Below are 16,171 nucleotides of genomic sequence, written 5' to 3'. Positions count from 1 at the left end.
CCCGGCGATTAAGCAGCGAGGCTTGCTTTCGCCTTTTCGACGATCTGCGCAAAAGCCGGCTTGTCGAACACGGCCAGATCGGCCAGGACCTTGCGGTCGATTTCGATAGCGGCTTTTTTCAGGCCGTTCATGAACTTGCTGTACGGCAGGCCGTTTTCACGAGCAGCTGCGTTGATACGAGCAATCCACAGTTGACGGAACTGACGCTTTTTCTGACGACGGTCGCGGTAGGCGTATTGACCCGCCTTCATCACCGCCTGTTTGGCGATGCGATAGACGTTCTTCCGGCGGCCGCGATAGCCTTTCGCCAGGGCGAGGATTTTCTTGTGACGAGCACGTGCGGTTACACCGCGTTTTACGCGTGGCATATTTCAGGTCTCCTTAAGCGTAGGGCATCATGGCGCGAACAGATGCCACGTTGGTAGCGTCCACCATGGAGGTGCCGCGCAACTGGCGCTTGTTCTTGGTGGTCTTCTTGGTCAGGATGTGACGCTTGAAGGCGTGTGCACGCTTGAAACCACCGCCACCCAGTACTTTGAGACGCTTTTTCGCGCTCGACTTGGTCTTCATTTTCGGCATGGAAATGCTCCTGCTGAATTTTGTTTAGATTAGACACAGGGTGGCCCGAAGGCTCTTGAAACCACTGCGTCACGCTTTTGAGCAGATCGTTGCCGACCTACAAAACCAACACGGCAGAGCGCACTCTGCCGTGTCGAACGATGATTATACCGATTATTTCTTCTTCGGCGCAATCATCATGACCATCTGGCGGCCTTCCAGTCGCGGGAACTGTTCCACAGTGCCCACTTCCGCCAGATCGGCTTCCACGCGCTTGAGCAGCGCGAGGCCGATATCCTGGTGAGCCATCTCACGACCGCGGAAGCGCAGGGTGACCTTGGCCTTGTCGCCTTCAGTCAGGAAACGGACCAGGTTGCGCAACTTGACGTTGTAGTCGCCATCGTCGGTGCCCGGACGGAACTTGATTTCCTTGATCTGAACCTGTTTCTGCTTCTGCTTGGCTTCGTGGCGCTTCTTGGACATTTCGTACTTATACTTGCCGTAGTCCATCAGCTTGCACACCGGAGGCTGAGCGGTCGGGGAAATTTCCACCAGATCCACATCATTCTCTTCGGCCAGAGCCATTGCTTCACGCAGACTGACGATGCCAATCTGCTCACCTTCCTTACCTACCAGACGAATCTCGCGAGCGGTAATCTCGCCGTTGATCCGTGCTTCGCGTTCCTGAGCTATAGCTGAAATCTCCTAATAAATGATGAGCGTGCCGCCGCCGGGTCAAACCCCAGGCATCTCAGCCTTGAGGCGAGCGATGAATGCGTCCAGCGTGAGCTGGCCCAAATCTTCGCCACGGGCGCGCACGGCAACCAGACCGTCTGCCTTTTCCTTGTCGCCGATAATGATCTGATACGGCAACTTTTGCAGACTGTGTTCGCGAATTTTATAGCCGATCTTCTCGTTTCTCAAGTCAAGCTCAACGCGGAAGCCTTGTTTCTCAAGAGATTTGGCCACATCGACCGCATATTCGGCCTGAGCCTCGGTGATATTCATCACCACCATCTGCACCGGAGCCAGCCACAGCGGGAAGGCGCCGGCGTGGTTTTCGATCAGAATGCCAAGGAAGCGCTCCAGCGACCCCAGCGCCGCGCGGTGCAGCATGACCGGTCGCTTGCGGCTATTGTCGTCGGCCACGTACTCGGCGTCCAGACGCTCCGGCAACATGAAGTCAAGCTGCAGCGTGCCGCACTGCCAGGAGCGCCCCAGCGCGTCCTTGATATGGTATTCGATCTTCGGACCGTAGAAGGCGCCCTCGCCCGGCAACTCCGTCCACTCCACGCCGCAGGCGCGCAGCGCTTCGCGCATGCCTTCCTCCGCCTTGTCCCAGGTGGACTCTTCGCCGATGCGCTTTTCCGGACGCAGGGCCAGCTTGATCGCCACCTTGTCGAAGCCGAATCGGTCGTACACTTCCATCACCAGGCGGTGGAAATCCTTGGCCTCCTGGTTGATCTGGTCTTCGGTACAGAAAATGTGGCCATCGTCTTGCACGAAGCCGCGCACGCGCATGATGCCGTGCAGCGCGCCGGACGGTTCGTTTCTATGGCAGGAACCGAACTCGGCGTAGCGCAGCGGCAGGTCGCGATAAGAACGCAAGCCGCTGTTGAAGATCTGCACATGGCCCGGGCAGTTCATCGGCTTCACCGCGTAGTCGCGCTTCTCCGATTCGGTGATGAACATGTTCTCGCGGTAGTTGGCGGCATGGCCGGAACGCTCCCACAGATGGGCGTCCATCATCATCGGCGTACGCACTTCCTTGTAGCCTTCGCGATTCAGCTTGTCGCGCATGTATTGCTCAACGCTCTGCCACAGCTGCCAGCCTTTCGGGTGCCAGAACACCATGCCCGGGGCCTCGTCCTGCAGGTGGAACAGGTCCAGTTGCACGCCCAGCTTGCGGTGATCGCGCTTTTCCGCCTCTTCCAGCATATAGAGGTAGGCGTCCAGATCTTCCTTCTTGGCCCAGGCCGTGCCGTACACGCGCTGCAGCATTTCGTTCTTGCTGTCGCCGCGCCAGTAGGCGCCGGCCACCTTCATCAGCTTGAACACCTTCAGCTTGCCAGTGGACGGCACGTGCGGGCCGCGGCACAGGTCGGTGAATTCGCCTTCGCGGTACAGGCTCAGCACCTCGCCCTGCGGAATCGACTCAATGATCTCGGCCTTGTAGGCCTCGCCGATGCTCTTGAAGTAGGCGATGGCCTCGTCGCGCGGCAGCTCGTAGCGCTCGACCGGAATATCCTTCTTCGCCAGCTCGGCCATCTTCTTCTCGATCGCCGCCAGATCTTCCGGCGTGAACGGGCGCTTGTAGGCGAAGTCGTAGTAGAAGCCGTTTTCGATTTCCGGCCCGATGGTCACCTGCGCCTCCGGGAACAGCTCCTTGACGGCATAGGCCAGCAAGTGGGCGGTGGAGTGGCGAATGATGGACAGGCCGTCGGCGTCCTTGTCGGTGACGATGGCCAGATCCGCGCTGCGGTCTATCAGGTAGCTGGTATCCACCAGCTGGCCATCCACGCGGCCCGCCAGCGCGGCGCGCGCCAGACCGGCGCCGATGGATGCGGCCACTTCATGAACCGTTACCGGTTTGTCGAAAGAACGGACCGAGCCGTCCGGCAAGCGAATGTCTGGCATGTCAACTCCAACGAGGGCGAGAGATTTTTGTGAGCGATTCTAAAGCAAAAGAACAAAAAAAAAGTGCGGCCTGAGCCGCACTTCTTTTTTCGCATGGTACAACCCGCAAGGCTCAGCTTCCGTGAGTATGTCGGGTTGTGGTAGTTCGCAAGACTTTCACTTGTAACTCCATGCATTTAATTTGGTAGGCACGATTGGATTCGAACCAACGACCCCCACCATGTCAAGGTGGTGCTCTAACCAACTGAGCTACGTGCCTGTCGTCGAGGTGTGCATAGTATAAGAGCCTTCCCATCTTGGCAAGCACTTTTTTGCGATCCCGGCGCAGCCCGCGCGCTTGCTGTATACTAGCGGACTGATTTTGCTAAACAAACCCTGAAGCGACACTTCGAATAATGTTGAAGTTTACCGTACACAAAACCTCCGGCGGCGCGCGGCGCGGCACGCTGGAGCTGAACCACGGCACCGTGGAGACCCCGGTATTCCAGCCGGTGGGCACTTACGGCTCGGTCAAGGCGATGAGCCCGGTCGAGCTGAACGACATCGGCGCGCAGATCATCCTGGGCAACACCTTCCACCTGTGGCTGCGCCCGGGCCTGGAGATCGTCGAGCAGTTCGGCGGCCTGCACGAGTTCATCGGCTGGGACAAACCCATCCTCACCGACTCCGGCGGCTTCCAAGTGTTCAGCCTGTCCGATATGCGCAAGCTGACCGAGGAAGGCTGCACCTTCCAAAGCCCGATCAACGGCGACAAGCTGTTCCTGAGCCCGGAAATCTCGATGAAGATTCAAACCGTGCTCAACTCCGACATCGTAATGCAGCTGGACGAGTGCACGCCGGGCCAGGTGGACCACGCCACCGCGCAAAAGTCGCTGCAGATGAGCCTGCGCTGGGCCGAGCGCTCGCGCCGCGCCTTCGACGACTTGAAAAACCCCAACGCGCTGTTCGGCATCGTCCAGGGCAACCTATATACCGATTTGCGCCAGGAGTCGCTGGAAGGCCTGATGCAGGTCGGTTTCGACGGCATCGCCATCGGCGGCCTGTCGGTGGGCGAACCCAAACCGGAAATGTACCGGATGCTGACCGAGCTGAAGGACATGCTGCCGCCGGAAAAACCCCATTACCTGATGGGCGTGGGTACGCCGGAGGATCTGGTGCACGGCGTGGCCAACGGCGTGGACATGTTCGACTGCGTGATGCCGACGCGCAACGCGCGCAACGGCTGGATCTTCACCCAGTGGGGCGACGTCAAGATCAAGAACGCGCGCTACAAGGACGACAAGAAGCCGCTGGACGAGGAATGCGCGTGCTACGCCTGCCGCAACTTCAGCCGCGCCTACCTGCACCATCTGCACCGCGTGGGCGAAATTCTGGGCGCGCGGCTGAATACCATCCACAACCTGCATTACTACCAGGAGCTGATGCGCGAGATGCGCCGCGCCATCGAGGAAGACCGTTTCGAGGACTTCCGCCTGGCGTTCGCCGCCAAGCGCGCGCGCGGCGTCAATTAAGCGCGGTCAACAAAAACGGCCGCGCCGCGTTGTTCCCACGGTTGCCGCGGGCTTGCGCCCATGCCTCGCGGCCCATCTGCCCCGCGTCTCATCCTGCGGCAGGGAACCATGGCCGGCCGCCGCCGGTCCCATGCCCTTGCCGCGTTCCGTGGTTGGAAAAGCCATGGAGCATGGCTACAATGCCCTGTTTATATAAAAGCCTAACCGGTGTAGGAGTCATCCTGATGTTCATTACCCCCGCCTTCGCTTCCGGCAGCGCCGCTCCCGCAGGTTTCGACCTGATGGGCTTCCTGCCGATGATCGTGATCTTCGTGCTGTTCTGGTTCCTGATGGTGCGCCCGCAGCAGAAGCGCATGAAGGAAACCCAGAAGATGCTGTCCGAGCTGCAGAAGGGCGACGAAGTGGTCACCCAGGGCGGCATCGTCGGCCGCGTCTCCAAGGTCAGCGAACAGTTCCTGACTCTGGAAATCGCCGACAACGTGGAAATCCACGTTCAGCGCGCGGCGGTCAGCGCCAAGCTGGAAAAGGGCACCCTGAAGTCCCTGTAAGCCCATCACGGCCGCCCCGGAAGATTTCGCGGCGGCCTGTTCATTTCCCACTCCAGAACTAGAACATGAACCGCTACCCTCTCTGGAAATACCTCGTCATCGTGGTGGCGCTGATCATCTCGGCGATCTACACGCTGCCCAATTTCTACGGCGAGACCCCCGCGGTGCAGGTCTCCAGCTCGCGCCAATCCATTCCGGTGGACTCCGCCGTGATGGCGCGCGTGGAAGACGCGCTGAAATCGCAGAACATCAGCCCCGACGGCGTCTATCTCGACGCCAATAGCCTGAAGGTTCGCTTCAAGGACACCGACACCCAGCTGAAGGCGCGCGACGCCATCCAACACGCGCTGGGCGACAACTACATCATCGCGCTGAACCTGCTGCCCGCCTCCCCGTCCTGGCTGTCCTCGCTGCACGCCAACCCGATGTTCCTGGGCCTGGACCTGCGCGGCGGCGTGCACTTCCTGCTGGAAGTGGACATGAAAGCGGCCACCGACAAGGCGATGGAACGCTACGCCGGCGACCTGCGCCGCGAGCTGAAGAACAAGCAGGTGCGCTACGGCAACATCAAGCGCAACGGCAACACGCTGGAAGTGCAGCTGCGCGACGAGGACACGCTGAAATCCGCCCAGGACGTGGCCTACCGCATGCTGCCCAGCCTGGCAGTGCGCACCGACGACGCCAGCAACAAGCTGATCCTGTCGCTGAAGCCTGAAGAAATCACCAAGATCCAGAACGACGCGGTCAAGCAAAACATCACCACCCTGCACAACCGCGTCAACGAGCTGGGCACCACCGAACCCATCATCCAGCAGAACGGCCCCAACCGCATCGTGGTGCAGCTGCCCGGCATTCAGGACACCGCCCGCGCCAAGGACATCATCGGCCGCACCGCCACGCTGGAAGTGCACATGGTGGAAGACGACCAAGGCAAGGTGGCCGAAGCGCTGGCCGGCAACGTGCCCGCCGGCTACGAGCTCTTGGACGAAGTCACCTCCCGCGGCCAAGGCAAGATCCTGCTGAAGAGCGACGTGGAACTGACCGGCGACAACATCAACGACGCCCAGCCCAGCTTCGACCAGTTCGGCGCGCCCGCCGTCAGCATCAATCTGGACAGCGCCGGCGCCGCCATCTTCCGCCAACTGACCGCTGAAAACGTCGGCAAGCGCATGGCGATGGTGCTGGTGGAAAAAGGCCGCAAGGAAGTGGTGACCGCGCCGGTGATCCGCACCGAGATCGGCGGCGGACGCGTGGAAATCTCCGGCAGCATGAACAGCGCCGAAGCCAACGACACCGCCCTCTTGCTGCGCGCCGGCTCCCTGGCCGCGCCGATGAACATCATCGAAGAGCGGACCATCGGCCCCAGCCTGGGCAAGGAAAACATCGAGAAGGGCTTCCACGCCACGCTGTGGGGCTTCGCCGCCATCGTCGTCTTCATGATGCTCTACTACGGCCTGTTCGGCGTGTTCTCCGCGCTGTCGCTGGCGATGAACGTGTTCTTCCTGATCGCCATCCTGTCCATGCTGCAGGCCACGCTGACCCTGCCCGGCATCGCGGCCATCGCGCTGGCGCTGGGCATGGCGATCGACGCCAACGTGCTGATCAACGAGCGCATCCGCGAGGAGCTGCGCAACGGCATGCCGCCGCACTCGGCGATCCACGCCGGCTACGACCACGCCTGGCACACCATCCTGGACTCCAACGTCACCACGCTGATCGCCGGCCTGGCGCTGATGATCTTCGGCTCCGGCCCGGTGCGCGGCTTCGCCATCGTCCATTGCCTGGGCATCCTGACCTCGATGTTCTCGGCGGTGCTGGTATCGCGCGGCCTGGTGCACCTGTGGTACGGCCGTCGCCGCAAACTGACCTCGCTGGCCATCGGCCAGGTGTGGAAACCGGAAAACAAGGGCTAAACCATGGAGCTTTTCCGCATCAAACGGGACATCCCGTTCATGAGCTACGGCAAGCTCACCACCGCGATCTCGCTGGTGACCTTCGTGCTCGCCGTGTTCTTCCTGGCCACCCGCGGCCTGAACTTCAGCGTGGAGTTCACCGGCGGCACCGTGCTGGAAGTGCAGTACCAGCAATCTGCCGATCTTGACCAGATCCGCAGCCGGGTGGACAGCCTGAAGCTGGGCGAATCCACGGTGCAGAATCTGGGCAGCAGCCGCGACGTGATGATCCGCCTGCCCAACAAGCCAGGCACCAGCACCGCCCAACTGTCGGATAAGGTGATGGGCGCGCTCAAGGCCGCCGAGCCCACCGTTCAGCTGCGCAAGGTGGACTTCGTCGGCCCCAGCGTCGGCGAAGAGCTGGTCACCCACGGCCTGACCGCGGTGATCCTGGTCTGCGTGGGCATCATGCTCTACCTGGCCATCCGCTTCGAATGGCGCTTCGCCGTGGCGGCCATCATCGCCAACATGCACGACGTGGTGATCATCCTCGGCTGCTTCGCCTTCTTCCGCTGGGAGTTCTCGCTGACCGTGCTGGCCGGCATCCTGGCGGTGCTGGGCTACTCGGTGAACGAATCGGTGGTGGTGTTCGACCGGATCCGCGAAAACTTCCGCAAGCCGGGCATGCGCGGCCACGCAGTGGCCGAGGTGATCGACAACGCCATCACCTCCACCATGAGCCGGACCATCATCACCCACTTCTCCACCGAGATGATGGTGGTGTCGATGCTGGTATTCGGCGGCCCGGCGCTGCACGGCTTCGCCATGGCGCTGACCATCGGCATCGTGTTCGGCATCTACTCGTCGGTGCTGGTGGCCAGCCCGATCGCGCTGTGGCTGGGCGTGAAGCGCGAGCACATGATCAAGCCGGTGAAACAAAAAGAGGAAGCGGTGGTCTGATCCCCGCGCCCTGAGCGACTGGCCGGCTTGTCCGGCCAGTTTCGCGCTTACCCTCCTAGCCCGAAACGGAAATCATGGAAGCCATCACTTTTCTGATCGACTTCATCCTGCACATCGACGCCCACCTGACCCAGCTGGTGGCCGCCTACGGCCCATGGATTTACGCCATCCTGTTCCTGATCGTGTTCTGCGAGACCGGCCTGGTGGTGACGCCCTTCCTGCCCGGCGATTCGCTGCTGTTCGTCGCCGGCGCGCTGGCCGCGATGGGCCAGATGAACCCGCATCTGCTGGTGCTGCTGCTGATCGTCGCCGCCATCCTGGGCGACGCCACCAACTACGCCATCGGCCGCAACGTGGGCATGAAGCTGTTCGAGAAATTCCCGCGCATCCTCAAACCGCAGTACCTGGACAAGACCCACGCCTTCTATGAGCGCCACGGCGGCAAGACCATCATCTTCGCCCGCTTCGTGCCCATCGTCCGCACCTTCGCGCCGTTCGTGGCCGGGGTCGGCAAGATGCACTATCCGCAGTTTTTGAAATACAACGTGGTGGGCGCCGTCGCCTGGGTGGTCGGCTTCACCTACGCCGGCTACTTCTTCGGCAACCTGCCCATCGTGCGCAAGAATCTGGAATTCCTGATCTTCGGCATCATCATCGTTTCCATGCTGCCGGGCATCATCGAAGTCTGGCGCCACAAGCGCGCGGCCGCCCGCGGCTGATCCGTAGTAGAATCGACAAGGCCGCCTTAGTGCGGCCTTTTGCATTGCCATCACTCTCAAACGCCGCCCATGACACGCATCCAACGCCTGCCCGACCACCTCGTCAACCAGATCGCCGCCGGCGAGGTGGTGGAACGCCCCGCTTCCGCGCTGAAGGAAATGCTGGAAAACAGCCTGGACGCCGGCTCGACGCGGGTCAGCGTGGACTTGGCCCAGGGCGGCATCAAGCTGATCCGGGTGACGGACAACGGCGCCGGCATCGCCGCCGACGACCTGCCGCTGGCTCTGGACCGCCACGCCACCAGCAAGATCGCCTCGCTGGACGATCTGGAATCGGTCTCCACGCTAGGCTTCCGCGGCGAGGGCCTGGCCAGCGTGGCGTCGGTGTCGCGGCTGACGCTGATCAGCCGGCCGCACGATGCCGACCACGCCCACCAGATCATCGCGATAGACGGCACGCTGCACCCGGTGGAGCCGGCCGCTCATCCGCACGGCACCAGCGTGGAAGTGGTGGACCTGTATTTCAACACCCCGGCGCGGCGCAAATTCCTGAAGAGCGAGAACACCGAGTACGCGCACTGCGCGGCCACTTTCGAGCGCATCGCGCTGGCGCATCCCCACGTCGAATTCCTGCTGCGCCACAACGGCAAAGTGGCATGGCGCTTGCCGTCGCAAAGCGCCGAGGACCGCGTGGCGGCGCTGCTGGGCAAGGACTTCGTCGCCGCCGCCATTCCGCTGGACAGCCAGGCCGGCCCGCTGGCGCTGACCGGCTTCGTCGCCTCGCCCACTTACTCCAAGGCCAGCCGCGACGCCCAGTACTTCTACGTCAACGGCCGCTTCATCCGCGACAAGACCGCCCAGCACGCGCTGCGCCAAGCCTACCGCGACGTGCTGCACCACGATCGCCATCCAGCTTACGCGCTGTTCTTCCAGCTTGAGCCGTCCGGCGTAGACGTCAACGTGCACCCGACCAAGATCGAAGTCCGCTTCCGCGAAAGCCAGGCGGTGCACCAGTTCCTGTTCCACAGCGTGCACAAGGCATTGGCCGGCACCAGCGCCGGCGCCGCGCCGACAGTGCAGGTGGAAGGCGCGGAACCGGCCGCGCCGCAGCTGCCGCGCGGCGAATCGGCGCCGCTGTTCGCCAGCGCCTCGCCCCGGCCGGTCTCGTCCGGCATGCCGGCTCCGCAGCCTTTCCAATATCAGCAGCAATCCATCCCGCTGAATGTGGCGCGCGAGGCGGTGGGCGTTTACGACAAGATGTTCGGCGGCCTGCGCGAGGAAGAACGGGCGCTGTCGCGCGCCGAGCCGGCCATGCCCTCCCCCGCCGCGCCGCTGCCTCACCCGGCGGTGCTGGCCATGCCCGCCCACGACGAAAACGGCATCCCGCCGCTGGGCTTCGCGCTGGCCCAGCTGCACGGCGTCTACATCCTCAGCCAGTGCGCCGAGGGCTTGATCCTGGTGGACATGCACGCGGCGCACGAACGCATCGTCTACGAACGGCTGAAAACCGCGCTGGAAGCCGACGCCATCCCGCTGCAGCCGCTGCTGCTGCCGGTATCCTTCGCCGCCGACCGCATGGAAGTGGCCACCGCCCACGAGCACGGCGAGGAGATGAAACGGCTGGGCGTGGAGCTGGCGCCGCTGTCGCCGACCCAGATCGCCGTGCGCGGCGTGCCGGTATGGCTGAAGGATGGCGATCCAGTGGACCTGGCTCGCGCGGTGCTGAAGGACGTGCGCGAGTTCGGCCTGACCCAGGTGCTGACCGAGCGCCGCAACGAGCTCTTGGCCACCATGGCCTGCCACGGCGCGGTGCGCGCCAACCGCCAGCTGACCTTGCCGGAAATGAACGCGCTGCTGCGCGACATGGAAGCCACCGAACGCTCCGGCCAATGCAACCACGGCCGCCCCACCTGGACCCGATTGACCATGCGCGATCTGGACAAGCTGTTCATGCGCGGCCAGTAATCCCATCCATGCGCGCCAATAGCATGACCAGACCCGCATGGATCCCGACGCGACGCGGCACGCTCGCCAAACGCCGATGAGAATCAGCGTATTGGTGGAAAACCATAGCCACCGGCCGGCCTTGCAAGCAGAGGCCGGCCTGTCGCTGTGGATCGAGCACAACGGCCACCGCGTGCTGTTCGACACCGGACGCAGCGGCCTGCTGCTGGATAACGCCGCCAAGATGGATGTCGATCTGTCCACGCTCAGCCATCTGGTGCTGTCCCATGGCCATTACGACCACAGCGGCGGCCTCGCCGCGCTGTCCCCCATCCTGCCGGCGGACAAGCGGCCGCAGCTGATCGCGCATCCGCACGCCTTGCTGCCGCGCGCCGCCATGCTGGGTCCATGGCAGCTGCGGCGGCTCGGCATTCCGGCCATTCCGGCCGATATGGAGACTCGTTTCGATCTTCAGCTGCACCGCGAGCCTTACCCTTTCGCCGACGACTTCGTGTTTCTCGGCCGCATTCCTCGCCAGACTTACCGCGAAGGCCGGCGCGCCATGGGCCGGCTGTGGCCGCAAACCCGCCGCAGCGCGCCGGACCGGGTGGAAGACGACTCCGCTCTGGTCTGCCGCACGGAAAAAGGCCTGATCATCTTCAGCGGCTGCGCCCACTCCGGCATCCGCCATACCGTCGATTACGCGATGGAAGTCTGCGGCGACAGCCGCGTGCGGGCGGTGATAGGCGGCTTCCACCTGCGCAGCGCCGGCCCGCTGCGGCTGCTGAATGTCCGCCGCTATTTCCAGTCCCAGGCCGGCACCCAGCTCTTCGCCTGCCATTGCAGCGGCTACGCCCGCCACTTCCTGCCCAGGCAAACCAACATCGCCGTCGGCAATCGGCTGGTCTTCGACTAAAGCTCCCCGGCTTCAGCGCTGTGCCGCCCCTTAAGCCAGACATGGCATGGCTCCGCGCGGCCCAGCGCCGGCCGCCCTTCACAAACCGGCCCCCTCCTCGTCCCTGCGAATGAGCGTCGCGCGCCCCGCCGGCCCCAGACTGAAGGAGCGGAAAATGCAATTCAACGACACCGCCAAGCGAGACGCGTTGAACGCCTTTGCCCAACTGTCGCCAGCGGCCAGGGAGCAGATCCAGTTCAGTTCGGTCAGGCTGAGCAATGAGCGCTTCACCGGCTCCGGCGTGCTGGTCATCGACGCCAACCAGATCCAGGGCATCGTCACCGCCAAGCACAATCTGTGCGTGCGCGCCAACATCGCCACGCCGACGGCTTGGAACGAAGACCAGGTCGCCAATCTGATCACCGGCTTTCTGGACGGCCTGAAAGTCGGCTACGACTTCCCCGCCGCCGCGCCGGACAACCTCCGGCAACCGTTGCCGGCGAAGGAGCAGATTCTGGCTCCGGACAACAGCGACATCGAATTCCGCAACGGCCACGGCCGCTGGGACTACGACCTGATGTTCATCTCTTTCAAGGCCAAGCTGCCGATACGCGACTACATCGCCGCCAGCCCGCTGCACCGCGTGGCCTACGGCAACAGCGACCAGGCCTTCTACCGCCAGGACCCGACCGGCAAGGGCGTGTTCGTCACCGGCTTCGGCGATGTGCTGAACGCCCAAGGCGGGCAGCTCAACCTGTCCCACCCTTTCCAGGTCCGCAACGCCGCCATCGCGTCCCGCCAGGCCCAGGTGCTGCGCCAAAGCCATCCCAACCTCTACTTCACCGACGCGCTGATCGTCGAGGCATCCAACAACAGCAGCACCGCCACCGGCGACTCCGGCGGCCCGGCATTCCACGTCAACGGCAGCCGGGTCTACCTGATGGGCGCGACGCTGGGCGCCAACTTCCTGCCCGACCGGCTGCCGCCGGACGCGCCCATCATCAACAACGCGGCGACGGCTCTGTATGCCGGCGGGTATTTGTTCTGACCATTGATTCCGATACCTCGCGGTAAACGTTGGGCTTCGCTGGCTCGGCCCAACCACGACTCTTGTTAAGGATGGCCTGAATAAGTCACTTTCGCTCGACCAGTCGTGCTGACATTCGAGCTTCCGTTCTTTAACAGCTCAATTCCGCCGCTTTTGTTCCGACCAATCCAATGCGCGGCATCGGACTGCGCCACTGGGGGCGTATCAGGCCACCGTGGCCAATATCTTCCGCTTCATCCAGATGTTGGCGAGGCCAAACAGCATGATGAGTTGCGCCGTGTTCTTGGCCAGCCCCTTGTAACGCGTCTTGGTGTGACCGAACTGGCGCTTGTTCACCCGGAACGGATGCTCGACCTTGGCCCGGATCTTGGCTTTGACGATCTCTCCCAACTCAGCCAGCTTATCGTCCTTCGAGTTGGTGAGCGCCTTGCGTTTTCCCGGCTTCATGGCAATCCACCAACGCGTCACACGCCCTCTGTGCTCGTCCCGTTTCTCGATACCGGTATAGCCGGCATCGCCAAAGACATGAGCCTCGGTACCGTGTAGCAGCCGGTCGACCATGGTGATATCTGCCACGTTAGCTGCCGTACCCTCGACGTGATGAACTAGGCCGGAATGGGCATCGACGCCGATGTGGGCCTTCATGCCGAAATACCACTGGCTGCCCTTCTTGGTCTGATGCATCTCGGGATCACGCTCGCCCGAAGCGTTCTTGGTCGAACTGGGCGCATGAATCAGCGTGGCATCCACGATGGTGCCTTGTTTGAACAGCAGCCCTTTGTCGGTCAGGTGCTGATTGATCGCGTCGAACAGTGCCTGGGTCAATTGGTGCTCTTCGAGCAGGTGGCGGAAGTTGAGCATGGTGGTTTCATCCGGCACCCGGTCGAGGTCGATGCTGGCAAAGCGACGCATCGAGGCGATCTCATATAAGGCTTCTTCCATGGCCGGGTCGGACAAGCTGTACCACTGTTGCAGGCAATAAATGCGCAGCATGGAAGCGAGCGGATAGGGTCGGCGACCATTACCGGCTTTGGGATACACGGGCTCGATCACGGCTTCGAGCTGAGCCCATGGCATGACTTGGTCCATCTCGGCCAGGAAGATTTCACGGCGGGTCTGCTTCTTCTTGGCGGTCTGCTCCAGATCGGAGAAGGACATCTGCTTGCGCATGGCTGAGCTCGGAAGTGGTTGGTTGAAACAATTTTACAGGGTGGAATGGGACTTGTTCAGACCATCCTTAGAGCCGCTAACAAAACCTCTTGATGCCAGATGCGTATGCCCTCACCTGGCGAAGATGCAACGAAAAGTCATCAGCCAGAAGCTCTGGAAGTCATTGCAGCCGCTACTCTCTCCGCCGCCGCGTTCCCGCCAGGGTGGGAGGCCGCGGCTGGATGATTTTGCTGCCCTCAACGGCATCTTGTTTGTTCTCACTACCGGCATTCCTTGGGAGGACCTCCCGCAGGAACTCGGTTTTGGCAGCGGGATGACCTGCTGGCGAAGGCTGCGGGATTGGCAAGCGCAAGGCATTTGGGACCGCCTACACCTGGCTCTGCTGATACAACTGCGCCAACACGATCAAATTGATTGGAGCCGGGCCAGCATTGATGGGGCTAGCGTTGCCAGCCCCCGGGGGGCCAAGAGACCGGCCCCAACCCCACCGATCGAGGTAAATGCGGCAGCAAACGGCACATCATCGTAGATCGCCGAGGTTTGCCATTGGCGCTGAGCATTACCGGCGCCAATCGGCACGACTCCATGGTCTTCGAAACTTTGGTCGATGCGATTCCTGCCGTTCCTGGCTTGCCAGGACGGCCCAGACAAAAGCCTTACAAGCTGCATGCTGACAAAGGCTATGACTACCGCCGTTGTCGTGCACACCTGAGCCGACGCGGAATCTTGGTGCGAATTGCTCGGCGCGGGGTGGAAAGCAGCGAGAGATTGGGCCGCCACCGTTGGGTGGTGGAACGCACCCATTCTTGGCTAGCTGGCTTCGGCAAGTTGCGCATCCGCTTCGAACGGCGGCTGGATACGTATTATGCCTTGCTCAAGCTGGCTTTCTCATTGATATGTCTGCGATTTGTCGACAGGTTTTGTTAGCGGGTCTTAATGGATTCTTGACCCAAAATAAAACGGCGCATCGCCATCAAAGGCAATGCGCCATTTAAACACTCATACATATACTTTTCGCAAATCAATTAAATTCAAAAATCTCAACTTCATAAATCAAATTTTAATTGACATTCCTGTACGAGAGTTAAACGACTGAATTAATTCATTAATGTCGCGCGACTCCATCACGGAAAGCCCTTGAATAATAAAAGGAAGAAGATTATCAACCCCTTGCTCCAAAGACCTCATATCATGGATCAAGCCAAGACCAAATACATCATCCTCTGAAGCGCCAGCCTCACCGGTTCTATGTCGAAGACGGTACAGCGACAAAACCCAATAATCTATTTTCTCTTTCTCTGACCAGCTTTGATAAATCAATGGAAATGATTGCTTCTGAAGTTCAGTACGAACAATATCTGCCACATCAAACATGAAAAGTGAGTAGTAAACTTGCTCGCACATTAAAACTCTCTCACCACTCAAAATAGAAAACACCTCATATGTTTCATACCGCACGTCCGTACCTAACTCCAAGCGGCAATCTTTAGCAACCCTCACACCTAGATCAGGCAGCAATAATTCCTGCGAAACAGGAAAATGCTGTATGCGATCTTCCCTTGACAAAATGCGGCGCTCTGTCAATGAAAATTCTACTTCCTTTTGCCTCCCTACCTCTTCATCAAAAAACCAAACAATCAACGAGTTATCATCAGAACACTCATATCCCTTTATAAAATTTAACTCGCTAAAAATAGAAGTAATTTCAAAAGGCAACTGTATATATTTCAATTTATTTCTTGCTAACATTATTCTTACTCCAAAATCAAGCGACCACTACTTTCAATCCCTGTTACTGTAAATTTAACACCAGGAGGAATAATAGTTTCTGAAGAATAAACTGGCTTCCCAACTAAATTATAGAAATGAACACCGAATGCCAAGTCTGATATATCTCTAGCACTATTCGTATAGATTACTGCACTCTTGGTTGCAAGATATACATCAGGGCCGTTCACGTATCCGCGCCCTCATCTCCTTCATCGCCCCCGCGTCTTCGCCAAGAATGAAGAAGTGCTTTTGACTAACGGGGCATTCGATGCCGCGTAGGACTGCTCCGGGCTTCCAATTTTCAGGAATCGTCCTTAGCTTGGCACGGCAAACCGGGCAAAAAAGCTCCCCACCTTCCCGAGTATGCTTCAACGCGTCGGCGCTTGACAGTTGGTCGGCAAGCATCTGGTTCATCATCGGCCTCCAAATGGATACTTACCCTGAGGCAATTCTGGGTAGAGAGACTGCACATCGTTCCATATATTCATACGCTCCTGCAACGAGGGTCAAACACCATTC

The 16,171-nt window shown here is 60.7% G+C and carries 15 protein-coding genes and 1 tRNA gene; 9 read left to right on the top strand and 7 right to left on the bottom strand.

What is annotated here, in order from left to right; all coding sequences use genetic code 11:
- Nucleotides 1–8 precede the first annotated feature (8 nt).
- The 5 genes from rplT to DK842_RS14285 form a co-directional block, all read right to left on the bottom strand.
- Nucleotides 9–368 (bottom strand): 50S ribosomal protein L20, encoded by a 360-nt coding sequence (rplT, locus tag DK842_RS14305; protein WP_011134905.1) that lies wholly within the window; start codon nucleotides 366–368, stop codon nucleotides 9–11.
- 13 nt (nucleotides 369–381) lie between these two features.
- On the bottom strand, nucleotides 382–579 hold the full coding sequence (gene rpmI / locus DK842_RS14300) for a 50S ribosomal protein L35 (protein ID WP_011134904.1): 198 nt from the start codon (nucleotides 577–579) through the stop codon (nucleotides 382–384).
- A gap of 153 nt (nucleotides 580–732) precedes the next feature.
- Entirely contained in the window at nucleotides 733–1,251 is a 519-nt protein-coding gene (infC, locus tag DK842_RS14295) for a translation initiation factor IF-3 (RefSeq protein WP_198414723.1), read from the bottom strand.
- Between the two features lie 42 nt (nucleotides 1,252–1,293).
- Complete coding sequence (thrS, locus tag DK842_RS14290) at nucleotides 1,294–3,195, bottom strand: threonine--tRNA ligase (protein WP_114062039.1); 1,902 nt, start codon at nucleotides 3,193–3,195, stop codon at nucleotides 1,294–1,296.
- Nucleotides 3,196–3,377: 182 nt separating this feature from the next.
- Nucleotides 3,378–3,454 (bottom strand) — tRNA-Val (locus tag DK842_RS14285).
- A gap of 136 nt (nucleotides 3,455–3,590) precedes the next feature.
- On the opposite strand from DK842_RS14285, the gene tgt reads away from it, so the two are divergent.
- From tgt to DK842_RS14245, 8 genes are all read left to right on the top strand, one after another.
- Nucleotides 3,591–4,706: a tRNA guanosine(34) transglycosylase Tgt gene (gene tgt, locus DK842_RS14280; protein ID WP_114062038.1), complete on the top strand. Its 1,116-nt coding sequence runs from the start codon at nucleotides 3,591–3,593 to the stop codon at nucleotides 4,704–4,706.
- Nucleotides 4,707–4,930: 224 nt separating this feature from the next.
- On the top strand, nucleotides 4,931–5,254 hold the full coding sequence (gene yajC, locus DK842_RS14275; protein WP_114062037.1) for a preprotein translocase subunit YajC: 324 nt from the start codon (nucleotides 4,931–4,933) through the stop codon (nucleotides 5,252–5,254).
- Nucleotides 5,255–5,319: 65 nt separating this feature from the next.
- The gene (secD, locus tag DK842_RS14270) at nucleotides 5,320–7,167 is read left to right on the top strand and encodes a protein translocase subunit SecD (protein ID WP_114062036.1); all 1,848 of its coding nucleotides are present in this window, start codon (nucleotides 5,320–5,322) and stop codon (nucleotides 7,165–7,167) included.
- 3 nt (nucleotides 7,168–7,170) lie between these two features.
- Nucleotides 7,171–8,106 carry a protein translocase subunit SecF gene (gene secF / locus DK842_RS14265; RefSeq protein WP_114062035.1) on the top strand — a complete coding sequence of 312 codons (936 nt, stop codon included), beginning with the start codon at nucleotides 7,171–7,173 and terminating at the stop codon, nucleotides 8,104–8,106.
- A 74-nt stretch (nucleotides 8,107–8,180) separates the two neighbouring features.
- Entirely contained in the window at nucleotides 8,181–8,825 is a 645-nt protein-coding gene (locus DK842_RS14260; protein ID WP_114062034.1) for a DedA family protein, read from the top strand.
- A 69-nt stretch (nucleotides 8,826–8,894) separates the two neighbouring features.
- Nucleotides 8,895–10,790 (top strand): DNA mismatch repair endonuclease MutL, encoded by a 1,896-nt coding sequence (mutL, locus tag DK842_RS14255; protein ID WP_114062033.1) that lies wholly within the window; start codon nucleotides 8,895–8,897, stop codon nucleotides 10,788–10,790.
- A gap of 76 nt (nucleotides 10,791–10,866) precedes the next feature.
- Nucleotides 10,867–11,685, top strand: a complete 819-nt coding sequence (locus DK842_RS14250; RefSeq protein WP_168194888.1) for an MBL fold metallo-hydrolase — start codon at nucleotides 10,867–10,869, stop codon at nucleotides 11,683–11,685.
- Nucleotides 11,686–11,839: 154 nt separating this feature from the next.
- Nucleotides 11,840–12,712, top strand: coding sequence for a trypsin-like serine protease (locus tag DK842_RS14245; RefSeq protein WP_168194887.1), 873 nt, complete (start codon nucleotides 11,840–11,842; stop codon nucleotides 12,710–12,712).
- Between the two features lie 204 nt (nucleotides 12,713–12,916).
- Here the strand turns inward: DK842_RS14245 and DK842_RS14240 are convergent, their stop codons facing one another.
- Nucleotides 12,917–13,882, bottom strand: coding sequence for an IS5 family transposase (locus tag DK842_RS14240; RefSeq protein WP_114062030.1), 966 nt, complete (start codon nucleotides 13,880–13,882; stop codon nucleotides 12,917–12,919).
- A gap of 124 nt (nucleotides 13,883–14,006) precedes the next feature.
- Between DK842_RS14240 and DK842_RS14235 the strand changes: the two genes are divergently transcribed.
- Nucleotides 14,007–14,809, top strand: a protein-coding gene (locus DK842_RS14235) for an IS5 family transposase (RefSeq protein ID WP_114062029.1) whose coding sequence is annotated in 2 segments (ribosomal slippage) — nucleotides 14,007–14,334 and nucleotides 14,334–14,809 — 804 coding nt in all. Because the reading frame shifts where the segments join, the coding sequence is not laid out codon by codon here.
- Between the two features lie 126 nt (nucleotides 14,810–14,935).
- Here the strand turns inward: DK842_RS14235 and DK842_RS23050 are convergent.
- Complete coding sequence (locus DK842_RS23050) at nucleotides 14,936–15,631, bottom strand: hypothetical protein (protein WP_145964041.1); 696 nt, start codon at nucleotides 15,629–15,631, stop codon at nucleotides 14,936–14,938.
- Nucleotides 15,632–16,171 lie beyond the last annotated feature (540 nt).

This window comes from Chromobacterium phragmitis (assembly GCF_003325475.1).
GTDB classification, from domain to species: domain Bacteria; phylum Pseudomonadota; class Gammaproteobacteria; order Burkholderiales; family Chromobacteriaceae; genus Chromobacterium; species Chromobacterium phragmitis.
This window is presented reverse-complemented; position numbering and strand designations above follow the sequence as displayed.

Coding starts and splice junctions, on each gene's coding strand:
- DK842_RS23050 (WP_145964041.1), bottom strand. CDS start 15,631: ATGTTAGCAAGAAATAAATTGAAATATATACAGTTGCCTTTTGAAATT.
- rplT (WP_011134905.1), bottom strand. CDS start 368: ATGCCACGCGTAAAACGCGGTGTAACCGCACGTGCTCGTCACAAGAAA.
- DK842_RS14250 (WP_168194888.1), top strand. CDS start 10,867: ATGAGAATCAGCGTATTGGTGGAAAACCATAGCCACCGGCCGGCCTTG.
- rpmI (WP_011134904.1), bottom strand. CDS start 579: ATGCCGAAAATGAAGACCAAGTCGAGCGCGAAAAAGCGTCTCAAAGTA.
- yajC (WP_114062037.1), top strand. CDS start 4,931: ATGTTCATTACCCCCGCCTTCGCTTCCGGCAGCGCCGCTCCCGCAGGT.
- DK842_RS14245 (WP_168194887.1), top strand. CDS start 11,840: ATGCAATTCAACGACACCGCCAAGCGAGACGCGTTGAACGCCTTTGCC.
- mutL (WP_114062033.1), top strand. CDS start 8,895: ATGACACGCATCCAACGCCTGCCCGACCACCTCGTCAACCAGATCGCC.
- thrS (WP_114062039.1), bottom strand. CDS start 3,195: ATGCCAGACATTCGCTTGCCGGACGGCTCGGTCCGTTCTTTCGACAAA.
- DK842_RS14260 (WP_114062034.1), top strand. CDS start 8,181: ATGGAAGCCATCACTTTTCTGATCGACTTCATCCTGCACATCGACGCC.
- secF (WP_114062035.1), top strand. CDS start 7,171: ATGGAGCTTTTCCGCATCAAACGGGACATCCCGTTCATGAGCTACGGC.
- tgt (WP_114062038.1), top strand. CDS start 3,591: ATGTTGAAGTTTACCGTACACAAAACCTCCGGCGGCGCGCGGCGCGGC.
- DK842_RS14240 (WP_114062030.1), bottom strand. CDS start 13,882: ATGCGCAAGCAGATGTCCTTCTCCGATCTGGAGCAGACCGCCAAGAAG.
- secD (WP_114062036.1), top strand. CDS start 5,320: ATGAACCGCTACCCTCTCTGGAAATACCTCGTCATCGTGGTGGCGCTG.